The organism is Cupriavidus basilensis (assembly GCF_000832305.1).
GTDB classification, from domain to species: Bacteria; Pseudomonadota; Gammaproteobacteria; order Burkholderiales; family Burkholderiaceae; genus Cupriavidus; species Cupriavidus basilensis_F.
This window is the reverse complement of the sequence record NZ_CP010536.1, coordinates 3,102,079-3,128,051: the sequence shown is the minus strand read 5'-3', so window position 1 is coordinate 3,128,051 and position 25,973 is coordinate 3,102,079. Positions and strand designations below refer to the sequence as shown.

Here is a 25,973-nt window from a genome sequence, read left to right as displayed (position 1 = left end):
GGAACCTCTGTGCGGCGCAAGCACGACGCTGCTATCAGCAGCCGTCACGACATCTGTGGCGTTCGTCGACGCATACCGCTTCCTGGGGGGGCGGATACCTGGGCTGGCTCCAAGGTGTCAAATTGACCAAAATCCCAACCAGTTCTGGCCGCTGCTGGGCGCGCTGACCGGTGAGCCCCTGCCTGATTTGCCTTACGCTGATCGGCTGGCGCGGCTCCTATCCTACGGCATCGGCGTGTGGGACGTGCTCGGCGCCTGCGTGCGCGAGGGCAGCCTGGACAGCAATATCCGCCATCCGCAGGCCAACGACTTCGTGCGGCTCAAGGCGCTGGCGCCTGCGTTGCGCCGCGTCGGTTTTAACGGCGGCACGTCGGGTCGCTTCGCCGCGCAGTTTGCGGCGGCAGGCTATGAGACGGTGGTGCTGCCCTCATCGAGCCCGGCACATGCGGCGCGCAATTTCGAGCAGAAGCTGGCGTTGTGGCGTGGGCTGCTGTCATAAGCGCTGGTCGTCGTGCCGGCGGGCAAGCCGGTTGCTCTGATGGTCTATGATCGAAATCTCGCAACGCCAATCGACGCGCCGCGGCGCAGTCATTTACCGTGAGGGTTCCCATGCCGCGCTCTGACTGGACCCGCGAAGCGATTCGCAAGATCGAAGCCGACTTCAACCGCAGCGCCGATACGCACCTGATTCCGCTGGACCTGCCGGGCTATCCCCGTATCCAGTTCTATTTCAAGGATGAATCCAGCCATCCGACCGGCAGCCTGAAACATCGCCTGGCGAGATCGCTGTTTCTCTACGCGCTTTGCAATGGCTGGCTGAGCGAAAAAAGCACCATCGTGGAGGCATCCAGCGGTTCGACGGCCATCTCCGAAGCCTACTTTGCCAGGCTGCTCGGCCTGCCCTTTGTGGCGGTGATTCCGGCGGGTACCTCAAGGGCGAAAATCGAGGCGATCGAATTCTATGGCGGGCGCTGCCAACTGGTTGCCAATCCGGCGGACATCTATACGGAATCGCACTGTATCGCGCTGGAGACCGGGGGCCATTTCATGGACCAGTTCACCTATGCGGAGCGTGCTACCGACTGGCGCGCCAACAACAATATCGCCGAGTCGATTTTCAAGCAGATGGCTGACGAGGAGCACCCGGTTCCGGCGTGGCTCGTGGCCAGCGGAGGTACCGGCGGCACCGCCGCAACATTGGGCCGCTACGTTGCCTACAGTCGACATAAAACCCGCATTCTTTGCGCGGACCCCGAGAACTCCGTATTTTTCGACTATTTCAAAAGTACGCTGGCGGGCCAGCCGGACAGCAGCCTGAGCCTAGACGCGGGATCGAGGATCGAGGGCATCGGCCGCCCGCGCGTCGAACGCTCCTTTATTCCGACGTGCATCGATGCGATGCTCAAGGTGCCCGATGCCTTGTCCTTTGCCGCGATGCGCTATCTGGCGGGGCGCTTCGGGCGTCGCGTGGGCGGCTCGACAGGCACGAATTTCGTCGGTGTGCTGTACCTGGCCGAGCGGATGGCGGCTGCGGGTGAGGAGGGGGCTATCGTCAACCTGCTGTGCGATAGCGGCGAACGCTATAGCCACACCTACTACGACGACGCGTGGTACCAGGCGCAGGCAATCCCGGTCGCGGAGCCTGATGCCCTGATCGCACGTGCGGTGAACGGCGAAGCGCTGCTGACACAGCAGGCGCTTGCTGGACTGGAGGCTGCCGGCGATGGGGTTCAGGGCGCTACGTAACCCCCGGGCAGCACGCGCTGGCGCCGTGGCGCGCGCATCGTCGGCAACAGCGGCCGGGGCGGCGATGGCGCCCCGGCCGCCAGTTCTGCCCCATCACAACGCCAGCGCAGCCATCTCCCCGTAAGCCCGGTTCAGCCAGACCTTGACGCGCTGGCGCTCCAGCATGCCGAGCCCGGTGGTGGCGCGATCCGGGTGATTGACCGCGGCCCAGAAGCTGGTGCTTTGCTGGTCGATCTTCTGCATGGTCGTATCGGGCAGGTGGCGCAGCGTCATCACGCTGGCGCCCAGCGCTTCGGCGCGGGCGCGTTCGCCCGAGGCTTCCAGGATCTCGAAGCGATCGCCGCGGACTTCATTGAGGACCAGCACCAGCTTGATGCGGCCGCCAAACTGGTCAAGCCACTGGCGCAGCAGGTCGACCGAGTCGCGGCCCGCATCCATCACGTGCCACCAGGTGAGCGTCAGGCCGTGCGCTTCGGCCAGCGCCAGCACGTCGGCGTCGTCCATCCATTTTGCGAGTGCGTGCTGCGTCTGGGCCGCGAGGTCGACCAGGATGCGCCGCTGCGGGTCTTCCACGGCGTGCTCGATGATGGGGTCCAGGCTATCGTGCTTGTCCAGCACGGCGGGCGCGGCAAAGTCGGCATAGAAGCGCAGCAGGGCGCCGTGCGACTTGTCGGTGTCGAAGCCCAGGAACGGCATGCTCCGGTCGATAAAATGCTGGGCTAGCAGGCGCGCGACGAGCGATTTGCCGACGCCGCCTTTTTCACCACCGATGAAGTGGATGTAGCTCATATCTGCGGATCCTTTGTCGTGGAGGGCCAGGTTGGAGGGGGCGTCTCGGGTTTTGGCAAGGCAAGCCCGGCAGGTGAGCCGGCAAGCCAAGCGCAGAACGTAAGCGCAAGACAGCCTTACCGTAAAAGGCATTTGTGACAGTAGCAAGTAGCATGCCGCATCGGGCACCCCGGCCGCATCTGTCACAATCACGGCTACGCATGCCGGTGGGAAACCCGCCGGCCAACGCTTTGCAGGATAGATAGACAATGCCGTATCTAGGAATTGGTTTTCACGTCATCATCGCCGTGTTCTTCGCCGTGCACGCAGTGCGCACCCAGCAGAACATGTACTGGCTGTTGATCCTGTTCGCCTTCCCGGGCCTGGGCAGCGTGGTGTATTTCTTCGCCATCTACCTGCCCGGGCTGCGCCAGACGCGGGGGGCGCGGGCCGCCAAGCGCGCCATTGGCCAGTTGGTCGACCCCAACCGCGCGGTGCGCGAGGCGCGCGACGCGTTCGACCGCGCGCCCACCGTGGATCACCGCATGCGCCTGGGCGCCGCCTTGCTCGACGCGGGCGAGCCCAAGGCCGCGCTGGAACACTATGAGGCCGCCGCCAGCGGGCCGTTCGCCACCGACCCGGCGCTGCTGCTGGGGCTGGCGCGCGCGCAGTTCGCCACCGGTGGCCATGCCGCTGCCATAGCGGCGCTGGAGCGCTTGTTTGCCTCCCAGCCCCAGGCGCGCCAGCAAGCGGACCCTGCATTGCTGTACGCTCGCGCGCTGGCCGCGTCGGACGCGCCCGGCACGCGGGCCGCATTCGAGCAGGCACTGAGCTGCGCCAGCGATGCCGCCGCGCGCTGCCTGTTTGCCGACTGGTTGACGGCCCGCGGGGAACCCGCCGACCGGGAGCGCGCCCAGGCGCTGTACGCGGAGATCGTGCACGACGGCAAGCACTGGCCGCGCCACGCCCGCGAGCACAACCGGGAGTGGCTGCAGCGCGCCCAGGGCGCGCTCGGCAAGGCCTGATCCCGGATCGATCCGAACTGACTTGCGTGCCACCCCGGTGGGCGGCACGCTTACACGCATTCTTCCTGACCACCATGACTCTTCTCAAACGCAAATCGATTGAAGCCGTGGCCTCGCGCCGTCCCGCGCGCGGCGCGCGCAGCCCTGAGGACGGACGCGGCGCACGCGGCGCGCAAGCTGCGCAGCGCGAGGAAAAGCGCATGACTCCGCGCTTTGCGCCGGTGACCTTCTCCGAGATGGACGGCGTGCGCTACCTGCATTTCGGCACCGAATGGGTGCAAGGCGCCATGCGCCTGCGCAAGCCCGATGCCATCGAGCTGGAGTACGCGCAGCAGATGATGGCATGGCTGTTGTTCCTGTCGCCCTCGGCGCCGGAGTTTCACGTGACGCAGCTGGGCCTGGGCGCGGCAGCGCTCACCAAGTTCTGCCATCGCCAGTTCAGCCGCGCGCGGGTGACGGCGGTGGAGCTCAACCCGGCCGTGATCATTGCGGGCCGCAGCATGTTCGGCCTGCGTGAAGACGACGAGCGCCTTACCGTGCGGGAGCAGGATGCGTGGGACTACGTGATGGATGGCGCGCACACCGGCGCGCTGGATGTGCTGCAGGTGGATCTGTATGACGCCACCGCGCGCGGGCCGGTGCTTGACACCACGGCGTTCTACAAGGCGTGCCGCCGCGTGCTCAAGGCGCCGGGCGTGATGACGATCAACCTGTTCGGCGACCACGACAGCTTCCCGAAGAACATCGTGCGGATCTGCGAAGCGTTCGATAACCGCGTGCTGGTGTTCCCCGAAGTGCACGACGGCAATGTCATTGCGCTTGCCTTCAATGGGCCGGCGATCGATGTATCGTGGGATGTGCTGGAGACTCGCGCGAAGGTGCTGGAAGATACGACCGGCTTGCCGGCGCGGGAATGGGTGAAGGGCTTGCGCGCGGCGAACGCGAACCAGGAAGACGGCCTGCGGATCTGATCCAAGCCGCCAGGTCGCTGGCGGCGCCGGGTTCAGTGCCCGACGCCGCCTCTCTGCATCTCCGCCTCTCTCTTACTGCTTGTGGAAGAACTGCGCCAGCGACCATTCGTCGGTGCGCGCTTCGTACTTCAGGTCCTTGCGCATGGCCCACATCGCCAGCTGGCTGTGCGAGGGGATGATGGCGTGGTCGGCCATAGCAAACCTGGCTGCGGCGCGGGCGTTCTCCTCGCGGGCCTTGTCGCTGGTCACCGTGGTCAGCGATTTCTCGATCAGCTGGTCGAGCTGGGTATTGCTGTATTTGCCCCAGTTCCACGTGCCGTATCCCGTCTTGGGGTTCGGCGTGCCAGTGATCGATCGCAGCGCCACGTCGGCCGCCGCCGACCCCCAGCCCAGCATCTCGAACGCAAAGTCGCCCTGGCGCGCGCGGGTGAAGTACGCGGCTACCGGTAGCGTTTCCACCTTGGTCTGGATGCCGATGCGCGTGAGCATGCTGGCGGTGGCCTGTGCCACGGCGGCATCGTTGAGGTAGCGGTTGTTGGTGGCATGCAGCGTCAGGCCGAAGCCATCCGGATAGCCAGCCGCGGCCAGCAGCTTCTTGGCGCCTTCGGGGTCATAGGCATCCGGCTTGGTGCCGGGGTGGCCGAAGATCTGCGGCGAGACGATCGACGAGGCCGGCACGGCCAGTCCTTCCATGATGCGGCTGACGATGGCGTCGCGGTTCAGCGCGTGGCTGATGGCGGCACGCACGCGTGCGTCCTTGAAGGGGTTCTTGCCCAGCGGCTTGCCGGCCTTGTCGGTGACGTAGGGCGGGTTGTCGCGCGACTGGTCCATCTGCCAGAAGATGGTGCGCCACGAGACCTGCTGCTCGATGCGGAACTTGGGGTTCTGCTTGAGCTTGGCCACGTCCGCGGACGGGACGCTTTCGATCACGTCGACGTCGCCGGACAGCAGTGCCGCGCTGCGCGCGCCGTTGTCCGTGATGATGCGAAAGATCGCGCGATCCCATTCCGTCTTCGGGCCCCAGTAGTCGGGGTTCTTCGCCATGACGATTTCCTGCCCGCGCGCGAAGCGCACGAACTTGAACGGGCCGGTGCCGATCATCGCCTTGCCGGAGTCGAAATCCGCCTGGCTCAGCGTGGCGGCTACCTTCTTCGGCATGATCGGCACGCTGTTCAGGTCGTTGGCCAGGTTGGCGTAGTTCGGCACGCTCATGGTCAGGCGAACGGTCAACGGGTCGGGCGTGTCGATGCGCGCGATCGGCTTGGTGTAGCTGGTGAAGGAACCCGGGCTGTTGGTGAGCTTGTCGGGGCGCTCGAGCGAGGCCTTGACGTCTTCGCTGGTAAAGGGCGTGCCGTCATGCCATTTCACGTTGGGGCGCAGCTTGATTTCCCAGGTGATGGCGTTGACCGGTTTCCACGACAGCGCCAGGCCGGGGATGTAGCGGGCGTTCTTGTCGAGGAACACCAGCGACTCGAAGATATGCAGCGCGATGGCGTTGTTGGGGCCGGAGTTGTTCCACTGCGGGTCCATCGAGGTCACATCGGCGGACAAGCCGATGCGCAGGTCTTCGGCCTGCGCCGCGCCGGCAGGCAACAGCATCAGCGCGGCACTGCTGAGCGCGAGCGCGGCACCGGCTTGCAGCAGCGCGCGGCGCGGCATCATGGCGGTGAGGCTGGAAGTGTGGCGTGTGCGGCGTGTGGCGGTCATCGGGATGCGCTCCTCGTACGGGCCGCCGCCAGGATGGGGCGGCGGCGGGTTCTCAGATGGGGTGGCGGGACATGCTTGGACGGCCCGCTTGTCCACCCCGGTTGCCCGCATTGTGCCGTCAAAACGACATCTGCGTGCGACATCGACGTCATATCCTTATGCTCGCAGCCGTGGATGGCATTTGTCCACGCCCGTCGCCAGAGCCGCAAGCCCCGGCGTGCCCGCGGCGCTCGGCAGCCGGGTAGAATCCCGCCCATGTTTGCCAACTCCCGCACCATCACCTCGGCACAGGCCGATGTCCACGACCACCTCGAGGCGCGCCTTGCCCGCCACCTGGCGGAGCCCTTTCGCAAGCCCATCGGCGAGCCAAGCCGGCGCGCGCTGGATCTTGCATTGCAGCAATGGCAGCAGGCCGGCGCGGCCCCGCTGATCCTGGACGCTGGCTGTGGCGTGGGGGAGAGCACTTTGCGCCTGGCCACGGCGTTCCCCGGGCATTTCGTGATCGGCGTGGATCAGTCGGAAAAGCGCTTGACCGGGGGCAAGGACTGGTGGGACGGCCCGATGCCGGCCAATTTTGCCTGGGCGCGCGCGGACCTGGTCGACGTCTGGCGGCTGCTGCAGTCGGAGCGCATCGCGGTGGATCGCCACTACGTGCTGTATCCCAACCCCTGGCCCAAGATCGGCCACCTGGGGCGGCGCTGGCAGGGGCATGCGGTGTTCCCGGCGCTGGCTGCGTGCGGCCGGTATCTGGAATGCCGCAGCAACTGGCAGGTCTATATCGACGAGTTTGCCCAGGCCCTGGCGCTGGTTGGCCGGCCTGCGCAGGTCGAACTGTGGCAGCCGGCCGAGGCCATCACGCCGTTCGAGCGCAAGTACGCGGCCTCCGGTCATGCGCTGTGGCGCTGCGTCAGCCCGGCGGCGGCCGGCTGAAGGAAAAACGGCCCGCGCAAGGCGGGCCGTTGGTCACTCAGGGCGAAGCGACGCAGTTTAGAGGCCATTTCAAAAAGATTCTGGCGTCGTTGCGCGGACTTGCCGTACCACTTGTACTGTCTGCGGCCGCGCGCCTAGCCAGAACCGCTTCGCTTCATTTTGAAACAGCCTCTTAGTGGAACAGCGGCTGCTGCGTGGGCGCGTCTTCCGGCAACTCGGCGTGGACGATCTCGCCCGAGCGGTCGGCGTAAAGCGGCGTGCCGCAGTCTTCGCAATACTCGGGGTCGAACAGCGCGGCGTGGCGGAAGATGTCTTCCACCCCGGCGTTGCGCAGTTCCTCGCAGATCTGCTCCAGCGGGTTGTCCTTCTCGCTGGCATCGATCTCGCCGGACTCGCGGCCGTACACCGGCCAGACGATGCCGTAGATCACATCCTTCTCGCCGCGCATGGTGAAGCCTACGCGGTATTCCTCGACTTCCTCTTCGCCGAATGCCGCCACCACGGCCGCCATCTGGCCGGCCGGCACATCCAGCGTGCCGCAAAGGTAGTTGACGGCGGCGCGCACGGTCAGCGGGCGGATGCTCTTGTCGGATTCGCGGCAGGACAGGAAGAAGGCGTCGGGCAGCAGCAGGTCGAACTCACAGCCGGGCATCAGCAGCGCGATCGAGGGCTGCACCTGGGTGCGCCATTGCTCCAGGCAGACGCTGCGCTCGGCATGGTGCTCCTTGGCGTCTTCCTGCCAGCGGAACAGGGCCTGCTCGTGCGGCGCCACCACCACGGCGAGCAGGTAGCGCGGATCGGCCAGGATCGGCGCGGTTTCCGGCAGGTCGCGCAGGTCGACCTTGGGCGTGGTGCCGGCCATGGCGGCCGATACCAGCTTGTAGGTCAGGGCAAAGGTGTCACTGTGCGTGCGCGGCAGCTGGTCGATGCTGTACAGGTAGGGCGACAGCGCCATCTTGGTGTTGGCCGCCAGCACATGCGCCTGCATGTGCACAGCCAGCGTCTGCGACAGCTCGGGCTTGAGCGCGCCGGACGGGATGGCGTAGCGGGTGTGGGCCAGGATGGGCGCAGCGATCAGCAGGGCGTCGTAGGTGACGCCGTCGATTTCGACGGTAGCCGATTCGGCCAGGGTCTCGGCTTGCTCGGCGAGCACGTCGGAGGCGTCGGCGTTGTGCTTGAACAGGTGTTCGAGCGCCGCGTCGAGCGCGGATTGGCTGCCGTTCTTCAGGAGCCGGCCCAGGCGTTGCGAAAGACGCCGCTCCCAGTAGCCATCCTCCATGCGGCTGCCCGAGGCATCGAGCGCAAGCGCATCGGCCACCAGACGCTCGGCGTCAGGCGAAAGACGTTGGGAAGCCTTGGGGCGAAAACCTGCCATAAGTCGAAATCATCCGTTTTTCGGTAAAACGGTATTCTACTCGCTGCGTTGACAAAAAAAGCCGCCAGGGGGCCGGGCGGCTGTATTGCATTGCGTCAGGCAGCGCCGCGCAGCGGCGGAACCGACCGGGTTTTACTTCTGCGCGGGCGCTTGCGCCGCCTCCGGCGCGTGGGTTTCCACGCCGTGCTGCTCGCCGCCCATCGAGATGTCGCCGCCTTTTGACAGCATATACAGTGCGGCGCCGGCAATGACGACGAATGCGATGAAAATCTTTGCCATGATGTCTCCTGTGCGTTTCAGGCGGGGTCGGCCGGCAGGGCTGTCCCGCGCAAGGCGTTTTCTTTGTGGATGCCGGGCAGTTTGGCAGGGCAGCCTTGCGTGGAACTTACACCGGTCAACACTTGGGGTAAGCCCGGTGCAAGCGACGGCTGATGCGCTTTAGGGCCGGCGCGGATGGCGCCCCAAAGAAAAACGCCGCTGGCCATGGCCTCAGAAAGAGGCGCAGAGCCAGCGGCGTCACCCCTTGGCCCCGAAGGGCCAGGGGCATTGCGCTCAGGCAGCCAGCAACTGACGCAGCACGAACGGCAGGATGCCGCCGTGGTTGTAGTAGTCGACCTCGATCGGGGTGTCGATGCGCAGCAGCAGCGGCACGCGCTGCACGTCGCCATTAGCGCGCTTGATCACCAGCGTCACGTCCTGCTGCGGCTTCAGTTCGCCTTCGATGCCTTCGATGTCGAAGGTCTCGTCGCCGACGATGCCGAGCGTCTGCACGCTGTCGCTGCCCTTGAACTGCAGGGGCAGCACGCCCATGCCGACCAGGTTGGAGCGGTGGATGCGCTCGAAGCTGCGCGTGATCACGGCCTTCACGCCGAGCAACTGGGTGCCCTTGGCCGCCCAGTCGCGCGACGAGCCCGTGCCGTACTCTTCGCCGCCGAACACCACGGTGGGCGTGCCCTCGGCGATGTACTTCATGGCAGCGTCGTAGATCGACAGCGCTTCGCCGGAAGGCTGATGCAGCGTCACGCCGCCTTCCACGCGGGAGCCGTCGGCCTTGACGGGCAGCATCAGGTTCTTGATGCGCACATTGGCAAAGGTGCCGCGCATCATGACTTCATGGTTGCCGCGGCGCGAGCCGTAGCTGTTGAAGTCCGCCTTGAGCACGCCGTTGGCCAGCAGGTACTTGCCCGCGGGCGACGATTCCTTGATGGAGCCGGCCGGCGAGATGTGGTCGGTGGTCACCGAGTCGCCGAAGACGCCGAGCGCGCGCGCATTGCGCACACTCGACTGCGTGGCGGCCGGCTCCATGCCGAAGCCGTCGAAGAAGGGCGGCTCGGCGATATAGGTGGACTTCGGCCAGTCGTAGACCTGGCCCTTGGTGCCCTTGACCTTGGCCCACAGCTTGCTCGGCTTCTTGACCTGCTCGTAGTTGATCTTGAACACCTTCGAGTCCATCGCGTACTTCATCAGCGCGTGGATTTCTTCCGAGGTCGGCCAGATGTCGCCCAGGTAGATCTCGCGGCCGCCCTTGCCCGTGCCCACCGGCTCGGTCATCAGGTCGCGCGTAACGTTGCCGGCGATGGCGTAGGCCACCACCAGCGGCGGCGAGGCCAGGAAGTTGGCGCGGATGTTCGGGTGGATGCGTGCTTCGAAGTTGCGGTTGCCCGACAGTACGGCGGCGGCCACCAGGTCGTTCCTGGTGATGGCCTCGTTCAGTTCCGGCGTCAGGTCGCCGGCGTTGCCGATGCAGGTGGTGCAGCCGTAGGCGGTCACGCCGAAGCCCAGCTTTTCCAGGTACGGCAGCAGGCCGGCGGCTTGAAGGTATTCCGTCACCACGCGGCTGCCAGGGGCCAGCGACGTCTTGATATGCGGCGCCACCTTGAGGCCGGCTTCCACCGCCTTCTTGGCCAGCAGGCCGGCAGCCAGCAGCACGCTCGGGTTGGAGGTGTTGGTGCAGGACGTGATGGCGGCGATCAGCACGTCGCCGCTCTTCACGTTCACGCCGTCGGCCGTGGTGTAGGTCTTGTCGAGTTCCGCGATGTCCTTGTTGAAGCCGTTCTCGGCGGTCGGCTTGGCGAACAGCGAGGCAAAGGTGGACTTGACGTTGCCGATTTCGATACGGTCCTGCGGGCGCTTGGGGCCGGCCAGCGAGGGCGCCACGGTGCCCAGGTCCAGCGTGACCACATTGGTGTAGTCGATTTCGCCGGCCTTGGGCACGCCGAACATCTTCTGGGCACGGAAATAGCCCTCGAAGGCGGCAATTTCTTCTTCGGTGCGGCCGGTGCCCTTGAAGTAGTCGATGGTTTTCTCGTCGACTGGGAAAAAGCCCATGGTGGCGCCGTACTCCGGTGCCATGTTGCCGATGGTGGCGCGGTCCGGCAGTGCCAGGCTGGCCGTGCCTTCGCCGAAGAACTCGACGAACTTGCCGACGACCTTCTCGCGGCGCAGCATTTCGGTGATGGTGAGCACCAGGTCGGTTGCCGTCACGCCTTCGCGCAGGCGGCCCTTGAGCTCCACGCCGACCACGTCGGGCGTCAGGAAATAGACTGGCTGGCCCAGCATGCCGGCTTCCGCCTCGATGCCGCCCACGCCCCAGCCCACCACGCCGATGCCGTTGATCATGGTGGTGTGGCTGTCGGTGCCGACCAGGGTGTCGGGGTAGTACACGCCGTCCTTCTTGTGCACGCCGCGGGCCAGGTACTCCAGGTTCACCTGGTGCACAATGCCGAAGCCCGGCTGCACCACGCCAAAGGTATCGAAGGCCTGCATGCCCCATTTCATGAACTGGTAGCGCTCGTTGTTGCGCTGGAACTCCAGTTTCATGTTCAGGTCCAGCGCGTTCTTTTCGCGGAAGTGGTCAATCTGCACCGAGTGGTCGACCACCAGGTCCACGGGAACCAGCGGCTCGATCTTCTTGGGGTTCTTGCCCATCTTCTCGGCCACGTTGCGCATGGCGGCCAGGTCGGCCAGCAAGGGCACGCCGGTGAAATCCTGCAGCACCACGCGCGCAACCACGAAGGGGATCTCGTCGACACGCTCGGCGACGGGCTTCCAGTGGGCGAGCTGCCTGACGTGCTCCTCGGTGACCTTTTTGCCGTCGCAATTGCGCAGCACGGATTCCAGCACGACGCGAATCGATACCGGCAGGCGCTCGACTGCCACGCCTAGTGCCTTGCCCAGTTGCGGCAGGGAGTAGAACTGGCCCTTGCTCGACGGGCCGATCTTGAATTCTTTCAGAGTCTTATTGAGATTGTGGGGCATTGCCTTACTCCAATCGAAGGATGGTGCGGACTTGCTTGGACTCGTAAATCGTCTATCGCCGCCGGCTGCCGGAGAAGCAGGGTTGCCGCGCGGCGCGCGGCGCGGGTTGCGCGCCGTGTTCATGCCTACTGCTTTTCTTGCTGATTGATCGTGCAGGACTGCTTTGCTGCTGAATCGCTAAACCAAGGTACGTGCCGCGTGGATTTTAGGCCAAGGCGTCAGCCGCCGTCAGCCCCATTGGCTTTGGCGCACGCGAATCGGCCCTGTTTTTTGCTCAGGCCACCCAGTTCACTCAGATCACTCAGATCACGTACAGGTCGACATACTCATTGACCGGCATGGCCTCCAGGCGCGCCTGATCCAGCGACACCGCCAGGATCGCTTGCTGCTGCCTGGCCGGAAAGCGGCGGGCCAGGTTGGTCTTGAACTTCTCCACCAGCAGCGGGATGCCCTCGTCGCGCCGGCGCTTGTGGCCGAGCGGGTAGTCCACCACGACTTCGGGCAGCACCGTGCCGTCGTCCAGCGTAACGGTCAGCGCATTGGCGATGGAGCGCTTGTCCGGGTCGTGGTAGTCGGCGGTGAACCGCGGATCCTCCACGCACACGATCTTGTCGCGCAGGGCGTCGATGCGCGGGTCCGCCGCTATCTTGTCTTCATAGTCCTCGGCGCTCAGCCGGCCGAACAGCAGCGGCACCGCCACCATGTACTGGATGCAGTGGTCGCGGTCGGCGGGATTGGCCAGCGGGCCTTTCTTGTCGATGATGCGGATGCAGGCCTCGTGGGTGCGGATGGTGACTTGCCTGATCTGCGCTGCCGTCTTGCCTGCGGCGCACAGCTGGCCGTGCAGGGTCATGGCGGCCTCCACCGCGGTCTGCGCGTGGAATTCGGCCGGAAAGGCGATCTTGAACAGCACGTTCTCCATCACGTAGGTGCCATAAGGGCGCTGGAACCTGAAGGGCTGGCCCTTGAACAGTACGTCGTAGAAGCCCCAGCCCTTGGCGCTCAACACCGAGGGATAGCCCATCTCGCCGGTCCGGGCGATCAGCGCCAGGCGCACCGCGCGGCTGGTGGCGTCGCCGGCGGCCCAGCTCTTGCGGCTGCCGGTATTGGGGGCGTGGCGGTAGGTGCGCAGCGCTTGCCCGTCGACCCAGGCAAGGGACACCGCGTTGAGGATTTCGTCAACGGCAAGGCCGAGCATCTGCGCAACCACGGCGGTGGAAGCCACCTTGACCAGCACCACGTGGTCCAGGCCCACCTTGTTGAATGCGTTTTCCAGCGCGATGCAGCCCTGGATCTCATGGGCCTTGATCATGCCGGTGAGCACGTCCTTCATGGTCAACGGCTTGCGCCCGGCGGCCACGTTGTTGCGCGAGAGCCAGTCGGCGGTGGCGAGGATGCCGCCGAGGTTGTCGGACGGGTGGCCCCATTCGGCGGCCAGCCAGGTGTCGTTGAAATCGAGCCAGCGGATCATGGCGCCGATATTGAAGGCGGCCTGGATCGGGTCGAGCTGGAATTGGGTGCCGGGCACCTTGGCGCCGTTGGGGACCACCGTGCCGGGCACGATCGGGCCCAGCAGCTTGGTGCAGGCCGGATACGACAGGGCTTCCAGGCCGCAGCCGAGCGTGTCGATCAGGCAGTTGCGGGCCGTGTCGTAGGCAAGCGCGCTCTTGACCTGATACCTGGTGACGTAGTCGACGATGTCGGCCATGACCGGGTCCGGTTCGGGGCGGACGTTCGAAATAGGCGCGGACATGGGATATCCCTCGGATATTTGTGCTTCCTGGTGCCCATGGCGCCGTAGCCGGACGATGCCAGGCTACGGCCCCTTACTACTGATTACCGCTTACTGGTCTTACTGCGCTTACTGCTTATAGGTTGGTGCTTACTGCTTGGGGGCGGCCGGTGCCTGGGAAGCATCGGCTGCCGGTGCCGCCGGGGCGATCAGCAGCGGGGTGGCTACCGGAGCGCGCAGCGCGCCAGCCTGGGTCGGGGCCGAGCCGCCAGCCTGCATGTCCGCGGTCTGGCACTCGTCGGCCAGGCGCTGGCCGGCGTTCTTGTTGAACAGCATGGCCTTGCTCGGGATCACGACCAGGTCCAGCCCGGAGCGGGCGTCGAAGTAGCGGTCGGCGCCGGTTACGGTGGACAGGCGGGGCAGGCGGTATTCCTTGCCCTCCCAGTTCACGGTGATGACTTCATCGCGCCGCATGTTGCCGCCGATGTACAGGACATGGCCCAGTTCGCACTGCCATTTTTCGCCACTCGGGACGACTGCGGGCGCTGCGGCCGCGGTCTTCTTGGTGCTTTTCGCATGGGCCTTCTTGGCGGGAGCGGCCTTCTTGGCCGGTTCCTGGGCCATCGCAACGCCGGCGGTGGTCAGCGTAAAGGCGCCGATGCAGGCGGCGAGGACAAGATGCTTCATTCTGTGGGTTCCTTCTGGGGTTGGGTCAATAGTGGTGGCTTGCCGGCAAGGCCGGCAGTCATATCCGCCGCTATTCTCTACGATTTGAAAGTCGGGGCGTAGTGCCCCTACCATCCGTTACATAATTCGGTGCAACTCCAGGCCGGCCAAGGGCGCTTTCCCTACATGGCAAGGCGGTTTGCGGCCTGCCCAGCCTATTTCCGTTTTCCGATCGGCACGAACTTCAGGTTTTCCGGGCCCGTGTAGTTGGCGCTGGGGCGGATGATCTTGTTGTCGATGCGTTGCTCGATGATATGCGCAGCCCAGCCCGAGGTGCGCGCGATCACGAACAGCGGGGTGAACATGGCGGTGGGCACGCCCATCATGTGATAGCTCACCGCGCTGAACCAGTCGAGGTTGGGGAACATCTTCTTGGCGTCCCACATGGTGGTTTCCAGGCGCTCGGCGATGTCGAACATCTTCATCGAGCCGGCATCCTTGGACAGGCGCCGCGCCACTTCCTTGATCACCTGGTTGCGCGGGTCGCCGGTGGTGTACACCGGGTGGCCGAAACCGATCACCACTTCCTTGTTCTCCACGCGGCGCGAGATGTCGATATGCGCCTCGTCCGGGCTGTCGTAGCGCTTCTGGATCTCGAACGCCACTTCGTTGGCGCCGCCGTGCTTGGGGCCGCGCAGCGCGCCGATGGCGCCGCAGATCGACGAGTACATGTCCGAGCCCGTGCCGGCGATCACGCGGCCGGCGAAGGTGGAGGCGTTGAACTCGTGCTCGGCGTACAGGTTGAGCGAGGTCTGCATGGCGCGCTCCCACAGCGCGGACGGCTTCTGGCCGTGCAGCAGGTGCAGGAAGTGCGCGCCGATGGTGTCGTCGTCGGTCTCGACTTCGATGCGCCGGCCATTATGGCTGTAGTGGTACCAGTACAGCAGCATGGAGCCCAGGCTGGCCATCAGGCGGTCGGCGATGTCGCGCGCACCTGGGGTGTTGTGGTCGTCCTTTTCCGGCAGCACGGTGCCGAGCACGGACACGCCGGTGCGCATCACGTCCATCGGGTGGGCGCTGGCGGGCACCCATTCGAGGGCGGCCTTGACGTTGGCGGGCAGGCCGCGCAGGGCCTTGAGCTTGGCCTTGTAGGCAGCCAGTTCGGCGCGGGTGGGGAGCTTGCCGTGCACCAGCAGGTGGGCGATTTCCTCGAATTCGCAGGTCTCGGCGATGTCGAGGATGTCGTAGCCGCGGTAGTGCAGGTCGTTGCCGGTACGGCCGACCGTGCACAGCGCGGTGTTGCCGGCGGTCACGCCCGACAGGGCGACGGATTTCTTCGGCTTCGGGGCGTTCTGCGGGACTGGCTGCTGCTCTGACATCGTGTCTCCTGTCTGGTCTCTTACCCGAGCCAAGCGCGGGGTCGCTCCTGTGGCACACCGTGGTCATCGCCTGGCGTACACCAGGCAACGCTCATGCAAAGAAGCGTTCGAGCACCGTGCCGGGCAAATCAGCACCGGTGGCGTGCGCCCGCTGCAGCAGCGACCAGTAATACCGGTAGCTGGCGCGGTCGTGCAACTGGCCCTGGTGGCGGATCGGCGCCCAGTTGTTCTCGTAGGCGGCCAGCAGGATCTCGCTGGACGCGCCAATCTCCGTGCCGCTGGGGCGGAAGGCCGCCACGATCGGCTGGATCTGGCTCGGGTGAATGCTCCACTTGCGCAGGTAGCCGAATTCGGCCCGGGCGCGCAGGGCATCGTCTCCGGCGCGGAATGGCTGCTCGATATCCGTGCTGACGTTATGCGAGGGCACCTTGCCGTACCGATGGCAGGCGGCCGAGATCTCCAGCATGGCGCGCCGGATCAGCGGGTGCTCGAACTGCTGCGGCGAGCGCATGGCGTCGCCCGGGATGGCACCGTGGTGGGCGGAAACGAAATCCATCAGCCCGAAGCTGAGGCATTCCACCTGCACGAGGCGGGCGATGTCGAATACCTGGTCCAATGCGGCATGCGTCTCTATCAGCACATGAATGGGGATGTGCCGTGCGATACCCGCGGCGCGGGCCGCCTGGTTCATGTGGTCGGTGACGCGCGCGACCTCGACCACATCGGTCACCTTGGGCACCACCACATAGGCCAGCCGGGCGCCGGCGCTGCCCACCAGGATGTCGATGTCCTGGCGCCAGCAGGGGTGCGCCGGGTCATGGATGCGCACGCCCACGCGGTTGAAGTGGTTTTGCGGGCTGTTGATGAGGCGTGCGCACAACTCGGCGTGCTCGCGCTCCAGCCCGACGGCGGCGCCGTCTTCGCAGTCGAAGGTGATGTCGAAGACGGGCCCAAGCTCTTGCTGCAGGGCAAGCGATTTCAACATCAGCTTTTCGTTGCCGGCATAGTGGTCGCAGACCGGCAGTTGCGTCGGAATGGCTTCGCCCTGGAACAAGACCTCGGAAGGATGCACTTTATTCAATCGAATAGCGGTTGAGGGAGGCAGGGGCGGGGCGCCAGAATGCAAAAACCGGAGCCTGCGCCGATTCGTGAATCGATGCGAGGCTCCGGTCTGGTCATTGGCGCTGCCTGGATCCTGGATCAGCCGAGCAGGTGCTGCACGCCGGCACGCTCTTCTTCCAGTTCCTTGAGCGTGATATTGATCTTTTCCTGGCTGTAGGCGTCGACTTCGAGGCCCTTGATCATTTCGTACTTGCCGTTGGCGGTGGTCACCGGGAAGCCGAACATGGTGTCTTCGGGGATGCCGTACGAACCGTCCGACGGGATGCCCATGGTGACCCACTTGCCGTTCGAGCCCAGGACCCAGTCATGCACGTGGTCGATGGCAGCGTTGGCGGCCGAAGCTGCCGACGACAGGCCACGGGCCTCGATGATGGCGGCGCCGCGCTTGCCAACGGTCGGCAGGAACACGTCGTTGTTCCAGGCGTGGTCGTTGATCAGGTCCTTGACGCTCTGGCCGTCGACGGTCGCGTAGCGGTAGTCGGCATACATGGTCGGGCTGTGGTTGCCCCAGACGAACATCTTCTCGATCGACGCAACCGGCTTGCCGGTCTTGGCGGCGATTTGCGACAGGGCACGATTGTGATCCAGGCGCAGCATGGCGGTGAAGTTCTCCTTGGGCAGGCTCGGAGCCGACTTCATCGCGATGTAGGCGTTGGTGTTGGCCGGGTTGCCGACCACCAGCACCTTGATGTCGCGGGCGGCGACTTCGTCCAGCGCCTTGCCTTGCACCGTGAAGATCTGTGCGTTGGCTTCGAGCAGGTCCTTGCGCTCCATGCCCTTGCTACGCGGACGGGCACCGACCAGCAGCGCAACGTTGGCGTCCTTGAACGCGACCTTGGGGTCATCGGTGATCACCACGCCGGCCAGCAACGGGAATGCGCAATCTTCCAGTTCCATCACCACGCCCTTGACGGCGGCCTGGGCTTGCGGGAGGTCGAGCAATTGGAGGATGACCGGCTGGTCTTTGCCAAGCATGTCGCCATTGGCGATGCGGAACAGCAGGGAGTAGCCGATCTGGCCAGCGGCGCCGGTGACTGCGACGCGCATTGGGGCTTTAGCCATGAGTAATTCTCCAAACAAGAAGAGGGGGAAACTGGTCGGTGCCTGGCCGGGAGGTAGCCCGGATGTCACCGGTTGCGGGTTTGTCGCCACGGCGGCAAGCGGCAATCCGCCGGCGCGCTGCTAGCGATACCGACTGGAGGGAGCCACAACGGGTCATGGGGTGCGACAAAGCGTAAGTCTACTGCGAAGAGGGGTGCCGTATCCAGAGCGGGTGTCGGCGTGAAACCTGCGGGAGTGTAGGCCTGCCCATTTGTGTTGTCAATTCATATGTCTTATATAAGACATAAGACATTTGATGGCGGGGTGGACGCGCTTCCTCGTTTTGTGGTGAAATTCGCCTATGTCATCCCTGCCCCCGTCCCTCGCCGGCACTGCCGTTGCTGCAGTGCAGGATAACGGTGCCGCTACGTCCGGCGCCGGGACGCAGCCGTCCGCGGCGGCGGCCTCGCCAACATTCAGCCCACTCTACCAGCAGATCAAGGCGCTCATCACGCAGAGCCTGCAGTCCGGCGAATGGAAGCCCGGCGACATGATCCCCAGTGAAATGGACCTGGCGGCCCGCTACAAGGTCAGCCAGGGCACGGTGCGCAAGGCCATCGACGAGCTCGCCGCCGAGAACCTGGTGGCGCGCCGCCAGGGCAAGGGCACCTTTGTCACGACACACCACGAGGATGGGGTGAAGTTCCGCTTCCTGCGCCTGGTGCCCGACGAGGGCGAGCCCCATTATGGGGCCAGCCAGGTGCTGGAATGCAAGCGCCTGCGCGCGCCGGCCGAAATCGCACGCCTTCTCGATATCCGCACCGGCGATGGTGTGGTGCAGATCCGCCGCGTGCTGTTTTTCTCCGGCGAGCCGACCGTGCTGGACGAAATCTGGCTGCTGGGCACCAACTTCAAGGGCCTGACGGCTGAGAAGCTGACCGAATGGAAGGGCCCGATGTATGCGCTGTTCGAGGCCGAGTTCGGCACGCGCATGATCCGGGCGACCGAAAAAATCCGCGCGGTGGCCGCCGACCAGGCCACCGCGTCACTGTTGTCCGTGGACGCTGGCACGCCGCTCTTGTCTGTCGAGCGTGTCTCTTTCACCTATGGCGACCGGCCCGTCGAAGTCCGCCGCGGCTTGTATGTAACCACCCGGCACTATTATCAGAACGATTTGAGTTGATACGCCGGAATGCAATCCATGTCGATTATTGCTGTTGCAGCCACGGCAGCCGCCGCTGTTGCGTAAAGCAGGGGTGATCACTCGCGGCATGGTTGCGTGCGATTGTCGGGCACGCCATGTTGGTGCGCGATAGCTGAAAATTATTGGTGCGCCGCGCAACAAAGGCGCTAAAATTATCGGGATTTGCTCCGGCTGCATCCATTTGCATCCAGGGCGCTCAGAAGTTTCGTTTTTTGTTTATCGCAAATGGGGTCTAGCAATGGCTGAAGCCAAACAAGCCAGGCCGGAGTTCCGGAACATCCATGTGACGCAGCTGGCGCGTTACAGGTTGCCCTGGGCCGGCAAGGTGTCCATCCTGCATCGCGCAAGCGGCGCTCTGATGTTCCTCCTCCTTCCTTTCATCCTGTATCTCTTCGAGCAGAGCGTCACTTCCGAACTGAGCTTCGCAAAGTTCTCGGCGCTTCTGTCCGGTGGCTTCGTCAAGCTGGTTCTGCTGGCTCTGATCTGGGGTTACCTGCACCACTTCTGCGCCGGCATCCGTTTCCTGCTGCTCGACGTGCACGTTGGCGTGACCAAGCCCGCTTCGGCGAAGTCCGCTGTTGCCGTGCTGGTCATCAGCCTGTTGCTCACCGCTGTGTTCGGCCTGAAGCTGTTCGGCCTGTTCTGAGGAGAGAGTCAACGTGGCAAATAATAATATCGGTCCCAAGCGTCTGGTCGTCGGTGCGCACTACGGTCTCAAAGACTGGCTCGCGCAGCGCGTCACCGCTGTCATCATGGTGGTCTTCACCATCGTGCTGGCAGTCGCCTTCCTGCTCTCGAACGGCGCTTCCTACGAAGCGTGGGCGGGTCTCTTCTCCAACCAGTGGATGAAGATCATCACGTTCCTCACCATCCTGTCGCTGCTGTATCACGCCTGGATTGGCGTGCGCGACATCTGGATGGACTATGTGAAGCCGATGGCCGTGCGCCTCGTGCTGCAAGTTCTTACGATTCTGTGGCTCGTCGGTTGTGCGGGCTACGCAGCTCAGATTCTCTGGAGGGTGTAATAAATGGTCGCAGTCAAGACAGGATTGCCGCGTCGTCGCTTCGACGTGGTCATCGTCGGGGCGGGCGGCGCTGGGATGCGCGCATCCCTCCAGCTCGCGGAAGCCGGCCTGAATGTAGCCGTGCTCTCCAAGGTTTTCCCGACGCGCTCGCACACCGTGGCGGCGCAGGGTGGCATTGGCGCTTCGCTCGGCAACATGAGCGAGGACAACTGGCACTATCACTTCTACGACACCATCAAGGGTTCCGATTGGCTGGGCGACCAGGACGCAATCGAATTCATGTGCCGTGAAGCTCCCAAGGTCGTCTACGAGCTCGAGCACTTCGGCATGCCGTTCGACCGTAACGCCGACGGCACCATCTACCAGCGTCCGTTCGGCGGCCATACGTCGAACTACGGCGAGAAGCCGGTCCAGCGCGCTTGCGCGGCTGCCGACCGTACCGGCCACGCACTGCTGCACACGCTGTACCAGCGCAATGTGCGCGCCAAGACACACTTCTTCGTCGAGTGGATGGCGCTGGACCTGATCCGCGACGCCGACGGCGATGTGCTGGGCGTGACCGCGCTGGAAATGGAAACCGGCGAGGTCTACATCCTCGAGGCCAAGACCACGCTGTTCGCCACCGGTGGCGCCGGCCGTATCTATGCCGCGTCGACCAATGCCTTCATCAACACCGGTGACGGCCTGGGCATGGCAGCGCGCGCAGGCGTGCCGCTGGAAGACATGGAGTTCTGGCAGTTCCACCCGACTGGCGTGGCCGGCGCGGGCGTGCTGATCACCGAAGGCGTGCGCGGGGAAGGCGGCATCCTGCGTAACAAGGACGGCGAACGCTTCATGGAGCGCTATGCGCCGACGCTGAAGGATCTGGCGCCGCGCGACTTCGTCTCGCGCTCGATGGACCAGGAAATCAAGGAAGGCCGCGGTTGTGGCCCGAACGGCGACTACGTGCTGCTGGACCTGACGCACGTCGGGGCCGACACCATCATGAAGCGCCTGCCGTCGATCCGCGAGATCGGTGTCAAGTTCGCCAACGTCGACGCGATCAAGGAACCGATCCCGGTGGTGCCGACCATCCATTACCAGATGGGCGGCATCCCGACCAACATCAATGGCCAGGTGGTGGCGCCGAAGAACGGCAACCCCAACGAAGTCATCAACGGTTTCTACGCGATCGGCGAATGCTCCTGCGTGTCGGTGCACGGCGCCAACCGCCTGGGCACCAATTCGCTGCTGGACCTGGTGGTGTTCGGCCGCGCGGCCGGCAACCACATCGCGGCGACCTCGATCAAGCAGAAGGAGCACAAGCCGCTGCCGGCCGATGCTGCCGACCGCGCCATGTCGCGCCTGGCCAAGCTGCAATCGTCGTCGTCGGGTGAATACACCCAGGACGTGGCCAACGACATCCGCAAGAACATGCAGTCGCATGCGGGCGTGTTCCGTACGCAGAAGCTGATGGACGAAGGCGTCGAGCGCATCCTCGAAGTGGCCGAACGTGCTGACAACATCCATCTGAAGGACAAGTCCAAGGTCTTCAACACCGCGCTGGTGGAAGCCCTGGAAGTGGCCAACCTGGTGGAAGTGGCCAAGGCCACCATGATTTCGGCCGCTGCCCGCAAGGAATCCCGCGGCGCGCACGCGCACAGCGACTTCCCGAATCGCGACGACGAGAGCTGGCTCAAGCACACGCTGTTCTACAGCGAAGGCAACCGCCTCGACTACAAGCCGGTGAAGATGAACCCGCTGACGGTGGAAAGCGTTCCCCCCAAGGCCCGGACCTTCTAAGCACCGCGTAGGACCCACAGGACCCACAGAAATGAAGCGTATTTTCGAAGTCTACCGCTACGACCCGGACAAGGATGCGGCCCCCCGCATGCAAACGTACGAGGTCGAGCTCGACGGTCATGAGCGCATGTTGCTGGACGCGCTGGTCAAGCTGAAGAAGCTGGACGAAACCATCTCGTTCCGCCGCTCGTGCCGCGAAGGCGTGTGCGGTTCGGACGCGATGAACATCAACGGCAAGAACGGTCTGGCCTGCCTGACCAACATGCTTGAGCTGCCGGAACGCATCGTTTTGCGTCCGCTGCCCGGCCTGCCGGTGGTGCGCGACCTGATCGTCGACATGACGCAGTTCTTCAAGCAGTACAACTCGATCAAGCCGTACCTCATCAACGACGAGCCGCCGCCCGAGAAAGAGCGCCTGCAGTCGCCCGAGGAACGCGACGAGCTGGACGGCCTGTATGAGTGCATCTTGTGCGCAAGCTGCTCGACGTCGTGCCCGTCGTTCTGGTGGAACCCGGACAAGTTCGTCGGCCCGGCCGGCCTGCTGCAAGCCTATCGCTTTATCGCGGACAGCCGCGACCAGGCGACCAGCCAGCGCCTGGACGACCTGAACGACCCGTACCGCCTGTTCCGTTGCCACAGCATCATGAACTGCGTCGATGTTTGCCCGAAGGGGTTGAACCCGACCAAGGCCATCGGCAAGATCAAAGAGCTGATGGTTCGCCGCTCGGTCTGATCCTGCGCGGTTGTTGTAAGCGGCGCGTCAGTCCGGGCTATCAAACTGCATACCCGACCGGCGCGCCGGAAGTAGGTACCTATGACCGAAAGTGTTTCCCCCAGTTTCTCCCACCAGGCCGACCCGCACCGGCGTGCACGACTGCGCTGGCGCGCGCGGCGCGGCCTCCTGGAGAACGACATCATCGTCGAACGTTTTTTCAACCGTTACGAAGAAAGCCTCTCCGACCAGGACGTGGCCTCGCTCTCCGAACTCTTCGAGCTGAGCGACAACGAGTTGATGGACCTGCTTCTTGCGCGCAAGGAGTTGGACGGTGAGCTCGACACGCCCCCGATGCAGCACGTGATTGCCCTGCTGCGTTCGGTCTGAGTTTCGTCAACATTATTAGTCAGCATTAGAAGGAACCGACATGACGCCGTCCGATGTGAAAGCCACGCTATCGTTTTCCGATGGTTCCCCCAGCGTTGAGCTGCCGATTTATACGGGTACCGTTGGCCCCGACGTAATCGATATTCGCAAGCTGTACGGACAGACCGGCAAGTTCACCTATGACCCCGGTTTCATGTCGACGGCTTCGTGCAATTCGAAGATCACCTACATCGACGGGGACAAGGGCGAGCTGCTGTACCGCGGCTACCCGATCGAGCAGCTGGCCACCAAGTGCGACCACCTGGAAACCTGCTACCTGCTGCTCAAGGGCGAACTGCCCAATGCCAAGCAGAAGGAAGAATTCGTGGGCGCCGTGATGAACCACACCATGGTTCACGAGCAGATGCAGTTCTTCCTGCGCGGCTTCCGCCGCGATGCCCACCCGATGGCCGTCCTGACGGGCCTGGTGGGCGCCATGAGCGCGTTCTACCACGACGCCATGGACATCGATGATCCGCACCAGCGCGAAATCTCCGCGATCCGCCTGATCGCCAAGATGCCGACCCTGGTCGCCATGGCCTACAAGTACAACATCGGTCAGCCGTACATCTATCCGCAGAACGACCTGTCCTACTCGGGCAACTTCATGCAGATGATGTTCTCCACGCCGTGCGCTCCGTACAAGGTGAACCCGGTGCTCGAGCGCGCGCTCGACCGCATCTTCATCCTGCACGCGGACCACGAGCAGAACGCATCCACCTCCACGGTGCGCCTGGCTGGCTCCTCGGGTACCAACCCGTTCGCCGCCATCGCTGCCGGCGTGGCTTGCCTGTGGGGCCCGGCTCACGGTGGCGCCAACGAAGCCGCCCTCAAGATGCTTGAGGAAATCGGCAGCGTCGACAACATCACCGAGTTCATCAAGCAGGTCAAGGACAAGAACTCGGGCGTGCGCCTGATGGGCTTTGGCCACCGCGTGTACAAGAACTACGATCCGCGTGCCAAGCTGATGCGCGAAACCTGCTATGAAGTGCTGAACGAACTGGGCCTGCACAACGACCCGCTGTTCAAGCTCGCCATGGAATTGGAGAAGATCGCGCTGGAAGACGAGTACTTCGTCAGCCGCAAGCTGTACCCGAACGTCGACTTCTACTCGGGCATCGTGCAACGCGCACTCGGCATCCCGACGTCGCTGTTTACCTGCATCTTCGCCCTGGCACGCACCCCGGGCTGGATCTCGCAGTGGGAAGAAATGATCACCGATCCGGAATACAAGATCGGCCGTCCGCGCCAGCTGTTCAACGGCGCGGCAAGCCGCAACGTGCCGGATATGGGCACGCGTTAATGCCCCGGTAAGGTGGCGCCGGCAGTCACGGCGCCGCATGCATCATGAAACGCCCCGGCCCTGGCCGGGGCGTTTTGCTGTTGGTGCGCCCAGCATGGGCGCAGATCGGAGCCTTCAGCCAAGACGCGAAACGACTCGCCGGGGCGGCGCAGCAATACCGAACGCGCCGGCCCTGCCAAGGCCTTGTCCTCCAGGTCTGGCAGCGCTTGTGCGGCGCAAAAGATTTATTGCGTGAAACGTGGCGATAACGCCAATTTCCGACGCTTTGTGCTGTGTTACTACCATTAAGATCCTCATTTGTTGTGCAAATGTGCCATCCGGCGCGGAATTTGACCCTATAATGCGGGCTGCTTTGCCGACAGCAGCCGGGCCACCCTTCCGGACTGCGTTGAGGCGAGCGGGGCAGGCGAATCACCTGCGCAATAGAGAACGCATCAACGTTGTCTTTCCGAACCAAGGTCTTCCATTGCATCGATTGCACAGGAGGGCTGACACATGCCGGGCCCCGCACACGCTTCTTATCTGCAGGCCCGTCTTCCGCGTCTCGGGCGTCTTTCCCAGGTTTTAGCTCGCGGGTGTTGTTCGATTGCGCAGGTCATGCCGTCTCAGCCCATGACCCAACCATAATCGAGGAGCTCCTGAATGACGCTGTCCCGTCTTACGTCCATCTCCCTGGCCACGGCCCTGTGCGCTTTGGGCGCCGCTGCCAACGCTGAAACCATCAAGATTGCCATTGCCGGCCCCATGAGCGGCTCGGTTGCCCAGTATGGCGACATGGTCAAGGCGGGTGCGCTGACCGCCATCGAGCAGATCAATGCCGCCGGCGGCGCGGGCGGCAACAAGTTCGAAGTGGTGATGATGGACGACGCCTGCGAACCGAAGCAGGCCGTGGCGGTAGCCAACAAGATCGTCAGCCAGAAGATCCATTACGTGATCGGCCACGTGTGCTCGGGCTCGACCATCCCGGCTTCGGACATCTACGAGAACGAAGGCATCGTCATGGTGACGCCGTCGGCCACCGCGCCGCAGCTGACCGAAAACAAGAAGCGCAAGTTCATCTTCCGCACCATCGGCCGTGACGACCAGCAAGGCCCGGCCGCTGCCCAGTACATCATCACCAAGATCAAGCCCAAGAAGGTCGCGATCCTGCACGACAAGCAGTCGTACGGCCAGGGCATTGCCTCGTCGGTGAAGAAGGACCTGGAAGCGGCCAAGATCCCCGTGGCTGTGTTCGAAGGCGTGAACGCCGGCGATTCGGACTACTCCGCCGTCATTACCAAGCTCAAGTCGCAAGGCGTGGACTTCGTCTACTTCGGCGGCTATCACCCGGAAATGGGCCTGCTGCTGCGCCAGGCGCGCGAGCAGGGCGTCAAGGCGACCTTCATGGGTCCTGAAGGCGTGGGCAACAAGGACGTGACGGCCATCGCCGGCGCGTCTTCGGAAGGCATGCTGGTCACGCTGCCGGCCGACTTCTCCGCCGATCCGTCCAACGCCGCGCTGGTCAAGGCCTTCGCCGACAAGAAGCGTGACGCCAACGGTCCGTTCCAGATGCCGGCCTACGCCGCGGTCCAGATCATTGGCGACGCCATCGCCGGCGCCAAGAGCACCGACCCGACCAAGGTTGCCGCGTACATGCACAAGAACGCCTTCCAGACTCCGATCGGCAAGGTCGAGTACGACGCGCAGGGCGACCTGAAGTCGTTCAAGTTCGTTGTGTTTACCTGGCACAAGGACGCCACCAAGACCGCTGCCAACTAAGCCGCACATTGGCTTTGCGCGCCCCGCTCATGGCTTGAGC

At 64.3% G+C, this 25,973-nt stretch carries 23 protein-coding genes; 13 read left to right on the top strand and 10 right to left on the bottom strand.

Going from position 1 to position 25,973, the window contains the following annotated elements; translation table 11 throughout:
- The first annotated feature begins 55 nt into the window (after window positions 1–55).
- Both RR42_RS14530 and RR42_RS14525 read left to right on the top strand, forming a co-directional pair.
- Window positions 56–499, top strand: a complete 444-nt coding sequence (locus tag RR42_RS14530) for a DNA-deoxyinosine glycosylase (RefSeq protein ID WP_419188863.1) — start codon at window positions 56–58, stop codon at window positions 497–499.
- Window positions 500–609: 110 nt separating this feature from the next.
- The gene (locus RR42_RS14525) at window positions 610–1,746 is read left to right on the top strand and encodes a PLP-dependent cysteine synthase family protein (protein ID WP_043348068.1); all 1,137 of its coding nucleotides are present in this window, start codon (window positions 610–612) and stop codon (window positions 1,744–1,746) included.
- Between the two features lie 93 nt (window positions 1,747–1,839).
- On the opposite strand, the gene RR42_RS14520 is transcribed toward RR42_RS14525, so the two are convergent.
- Window positions 1,840–2,535 (bottom strand): mobilization protein, encoded by a 696-nt coding sequence (locus RR42_RS14520; protein ID WP_043348066.1) that lies wholly within the window; start codon window positions 2,533–2,535, stop codon window positions 1,840–1,842.
- A 248-nt stretch (window positions 2,536–2,783) separates the two neighbouring features.
- Between RR42_RS14520 and RR42_RS14515 the strand changes: the two genes are divergently transcribed.
- A complete protein-coding gene (locus RR42_RS14515; protein WP_043348063.1) occupies window positions 2,784–3,539 on the top strand; it encodes a tetratricopeptide repeat protein in 756 nt (251 codons plus the stop codon).
- Window positions 3,540–3,613: 74 nt separating this feature from the next.
- Window positions 3,614–4,510: a spermidine synthase gene (locus RR42_RS14510; RefSeq protein ID WP_043348060.1), complete on the top strand. Its 897-nt coding sequence runs from the start codon at window positions 3,614–3,616 to the stop codon at window positions 4,508–4,510.
- Window positions 4,511–4,582: 72 nt separating this feature from the next.
- On the opposite strand, the gene RR42_RS14505 is transcribed toward RR42_RS14510, so the two are convergent.
- Window positions 4,583–6,217, bottom strand: a complete 1,635-nt coding sequence (locus tag RR42_RS14505; RefSeq protein WP_052494631.1) for an ABC transporter substrate-binding protein — start codon at window positions 6,215–6,217, stop codon at window positions 4,583–4,585.
- A 255-nt stretch (window positions 6,218–6,472) separates the two neighbouring features.
- Between RR42_RS14505 and trmB the strand changes: the two genes are divergently transcribed.
- Window positions 6,473–7,147 (top strand): tRNA (guanine(46)-N(7))-methyltransferase TrmB, encoded by a 675-nt coding sequence (gene trmB, locus RR42_RS14500; RefSeq protein WP_173430683.1) that lies wholly within the window; start codon window positions 6,473–6,475, stop codon window positions 7,145–7,147.
- A 172-nt stretch (window positions 7,148–7,319) separates the two neighbouring features.
- Here the strand turns inward: trmB and RR42_RS14495 are convergent, their stop codons facing one another.
- The 8 genes from RR42_RS14495 to RR42_RS14465 form a co-directional block, all read right to left on the bottom strand.
- Complete coding sequence (locus RR42_RS14495) at window positions 7,320–8,522, bottom strand: DUF2863 family protein (protein ID WP_043348057.1); 1,203 nt, start codon at window positions 8,520–8,522, stop codon at window positions 7,320–7,322.
- A gap of 132 nt (window positions 8,523–8,654) precedes the next feature.
- Window positions 8,655–8,801 carry a hypothetical protein gene (locus RR42_RS40725; RefSeq protein WP_170301880.1) on the bottom strand — a complete coding sequence of 49 codons (147 nt, stop codon included), beginning with the start codon at window positions 8,799–8,801 and terminating at the stop codon, window positions 8,655–8,657.
- 273 nt (window positions 8,802–9,074) lie between these two features.
- On the bottom strand, window positions 9,075–11,780 hold the full coding sequence (gene acnA / locus RR42_RS14490; protein ID WP_043348054.1) for an aconitate hydratase AcnA: 2,706 nt from the start codon (window positions 11,778–11,780) through the stop codon (window positions 9,075–9,077).
- 301 nt (window positions 11,781–12,081) lie between these two features.
- Window positions 12,082–13,533, bottom strand: coding sequence for a bifunctional 2-methylcitrate dehydratase/aconitate hydratase (locus RR42_RS14485; protein WP_043348052.1), 1,452 nt, complete (start codon window positions 13,531–13,533; stop codon window positions 12,082–12,084).
- 129 nt (window positions 13,534–13,662) lie between these two features.
- A complete protein-coding gene (locus RR42_RS14480; RefSeq protein WP_043348050.1) occupies window positions 13,663–14,199 on the bottom strand; it encodes a hypothetical protein in 537 nt (178 codons plus the stop codon).
- A gap of 194 nt (window positions 14,200–14,393) precedes the next feature.
- Window positions 14,394–15,557 carry a bifunctional 2-methylcitrate synthase/citrate synthase gene (gene prpC, locus RR42_RS14475; RefSeq protein WP_043348047.1) on the bottom strand — a complete coding sequence of 388 codons (1,164 nt, stop codon included), beginning with the start codon at window positions 15,555–15,557 and terminating at the stop codon, window positions 14,394–14,396.
- Between the two features lie 91 nt (window positions 15,558–15,648).
- Window positions 15,649–16,629: an HpcH/HpaI aldolase/citrate lyase family protein gene (locus RR42_RS14470; protein WP_043348044.1), complete on the bottom strand. Its 981-nt coding sequence runs from the start codon at window positions 16,627–16,629 to the stop codon at window positions 15,649–15,651.
- Window positions 16,630–16,757: 128 nt separating this feature from the next.
- A complete protein-coding gene (locus RR42_RS14465; protein WP_043348041.1) occupies window positions 16,758–17,741 on the bottom strand; it encodes a malate dehydrogenase in 984 nt (327 codons plus the stop codon).
- Between the two features lie 340 nt (window positions 17,742–18,081).
- Between RR42_RS14465 and RR42_RS14460 the strand changes: the two genes are divergently transcribed.
- The 8 genes from RR42_RS14460 (at window position 18,082) to RR42_RS14425 (ending at window position 25,933) form a co-directional block, all read left to right on the top strand.
- Entirely contained in the window at window positions 18,082–18,903 is an 822-nt protein-coding gene (locus RR42_RS14460; RefSeq protein WP_043348039.1) for a GntR family transcriptional regulator, read from the top strand.
- 259 nt (window positions 18,904–19,162) lie between these two features.
- Window positions 19,163–19,570 carry a succinate dehydrogenase, cytochrome b556 subunit gene (sdhC, locus tag RR42_RS14455; protein ID WP_043348036.1) on the top strand — a complete coding sequence of 136 codons (408 nt, stop codon included), beginning with the start codon at window positions 19,163–19,165 and terminating at the stop codon, window positions 19,568–19,570.
- 13 nt (window positions 19,571–19,583) lie between these two features.
- Window positions 19,584–19,949: a succinate dehydrogenase, hydrophobic membrane anchor protein gene (sdhD, locus tag RR42_RS14450; RefSeq protein ID WP_043348033.1), complete on the top strand. Its 366-nt coding sequence runs from the start codon at window positions 19,584–19,586 to the stop codon at window positions 19,947–19,949.
- Between the two features lie 3 nt (window positions 19,950–19,952).
- Complete coding sequence (sdhA, locus tag RR42_RS14445; protein ID WP_043348030.1) at window positions 19,953–21,731, top strand: succinate dehydrogenase flavoprotein subunit; 1,779 nt, start codon at window positions 19,953–19,955, stop codon at window positions 21,729–21,731.
- A gap of 31 nt (window positions 21,732–21,762) precedes the next feature.
- Window positions 21,763–22,464 (top strand): succinate dehydrogenase iron-sulfur subunit, encoded by a 702-nt coding sequence (locus RR42_RS14440; protein ID WP_043348027.1) that lies wholly within the window; start codon window positions 21,763–21,765, stop codon window positions 22,462–22,464.
- 81 nt (window positions 22,465–22,545) lie between these two features.
- Window positions 22,546–22,833: a succinate dehydrogenase assembly factor 2 gene (locus RR42_RS14435; RefSeq protein WP_006161620.1), complete on the top strand. Its 288-nt coding sequence runs from the start codon at window positions 22,546–22,548 to the stop codon at window positions 22,831–22,833.
- A 40-nt stretch (window positions 22,834–22,873) separates the two neighbouring features.
- On the top strand, window positions 22,874–24,175 hold the full coding sequence (gene gltA, locus RR42_RS14430; protein ID WP_006161619.1) for a citrate synthase: 1,302 nt from the start codon (window positions 22,874–22,876) through the stop codon (window positions 24,173–24,175).
- Window positions 24,176–24,817: 642 nt separating this feature from the next.
- Entirely contained in the window at window positions 24,818–25,933 is a 1,116-nt protein-coding gene (locus RR42_RS14425) for a branched-chain amino acid ABC transporter substrate-binding protein (RefSeq protein ID WP_043348023.1), read from the top strand.
- Window positions 25,934–25,973: the final 40 nt, after the last annotated feature.

Excerpts from the sequence above, each read along its gene's own strand:
- RR42_RS14495 (WP_043348057.1), bottom strand. The coding sequence starts at position 8,522 with ATGGCAGGTTTTCGCCCCAAGGCTTCCCAACGTCTTTCGCCTGACGCC.
- RR42_RS14480 (WP_043348050.1), bottom strand. The coding sequence starts at position 14,199 with ATGAAGCATCTTGTCCTCGCCGCCTGCATCGGCGCCTTTACGCTGACC.
- sdhC (WP_043348036.1), top strand. The coding sequence starts at position 19,163 with ATGGCTGAAGCCAAACAAGCCAGGCCGGAGTTCCGGAACATCCATGTG.
- trmB (WP_173430683.1), top strand. The coding sequence starts at position 6,473 with ATGTTTGCCAACTCCCGCACCATCACCTCGGCACAGGCCGATGTCCAC.
- prpC (WP_043348047.1), bottom strand. The coding sequence starts at position 15,557 with ATGTCAGAGCAGCAGCCAGTCCCGCAGAACGCCCCGAAGCCGAAGAAA.
- RR42_RS14525 (WP_043348068.1), top strand. The coding sequence starts at position 610 with ATGCCGCGCTCTGACTGGACCCGCGAAGCGATTCGCAAGATCGAAGCC.
- RR42_RS14520 (WP_043348066.1), bottom strand. The coding sequence starts at position 2,535 with ATGAGCTACATCCACTTCATCGGTGGTGAAAAAGGCGGCGTCGGCAAA.
- RR42_RS14425 (WP_043348023.1), top strand. The coding sequence starts at position 24,818 with ATGACGCTGTCCCGTCTTACGTCCATCTCCCTGGCCACGGCCCTGTGC.
- RR42_RS14515 (WP_043348063.1), top strand. The coding sequence starts at position 2,784 with ATGCCGTATCTAGGAATTGGTTTTCACGTCATCATCGCCGTGTTCTTC.
- RR42_RS14465 (WP_043348041.1), bottom strand. The coding sequence starts at position 17,741 with ATGGCTAAAGCCCCAATGCGCGTCGCAGTCACCGGCGCCGCTGGCCAG.
- gltA (WP_006161619.1), top strand. The coding sequence starts at position 22,874 with ATGACGCCGTCCGATGTGAAAGCCACGCTATCGTTTTCCGATGGTTCC.
- RR42_RS14505 (WP_052494631.1), bottom strand. The coding sequence starts at position 6,217 with ATGACCGCCACACGCCGCACACGCCACACTTCCAGCCTCACCGCCATG.
- RR42_RS14435 (WP_006161620.1), top strand. The coding sequence starts at position 22,546 with ATGACCGAAAGTGTTTCCCCCAGTTTCTCCCACCAGGCCGACCCGCAC.
- RR42_RS14440 (WP_043348027.1), top strand. The coding sequence starts at position 21,763 with ATGAAGCGTATTTTCGAAGTCTACCGCTACGACCCGGACAAGGATGCG.
- RR42_RS14485 (WP_043348052.1), bottom strand. The coding sequence starts at position 13,533 with ATGTCCGCGCCTATTTCGAACGTCCGCCCCGAACCGGACCCGGTCATG.
- RR42_RS14460 (WP_043348039.1), top strand. The coding sequence starts at position 18,082 with ATGTCATCCCTGCCCCCGTCCCTCGCCGGCACTGCCGTTGCTGCAGTG.
- sdhA (WP_043348030.1), top strand. The coding sequence starts at position 19,953 with ATGGTCGCAGTCAAGACAGGATTGCCGCGTCGTCGCTTCGACGTGGTC.
- RR42_RS14510 (WP_043348060.1), top strand. The coding sequence starts at position 3,614 with ATGACTCTTCTCAAACGCAAATCGATTGAAGCCGTGGCCTCGCGCCGT.
- RR42_RS40725 (WP_170301880.1), bottom strand. The coding sequence starts at position 8,801 with ATGGCAAAGATTTTCATCGCATTCGTCGTCATTGCCGGCGCCGCACTG.
- acnA (WP_043348054.1), bottom strand. The coding sequence starts at position 11,780 with ATGCCCCACAATCTCAATAAGACTCTGAAAGAATTCAAGATCGGCCCG.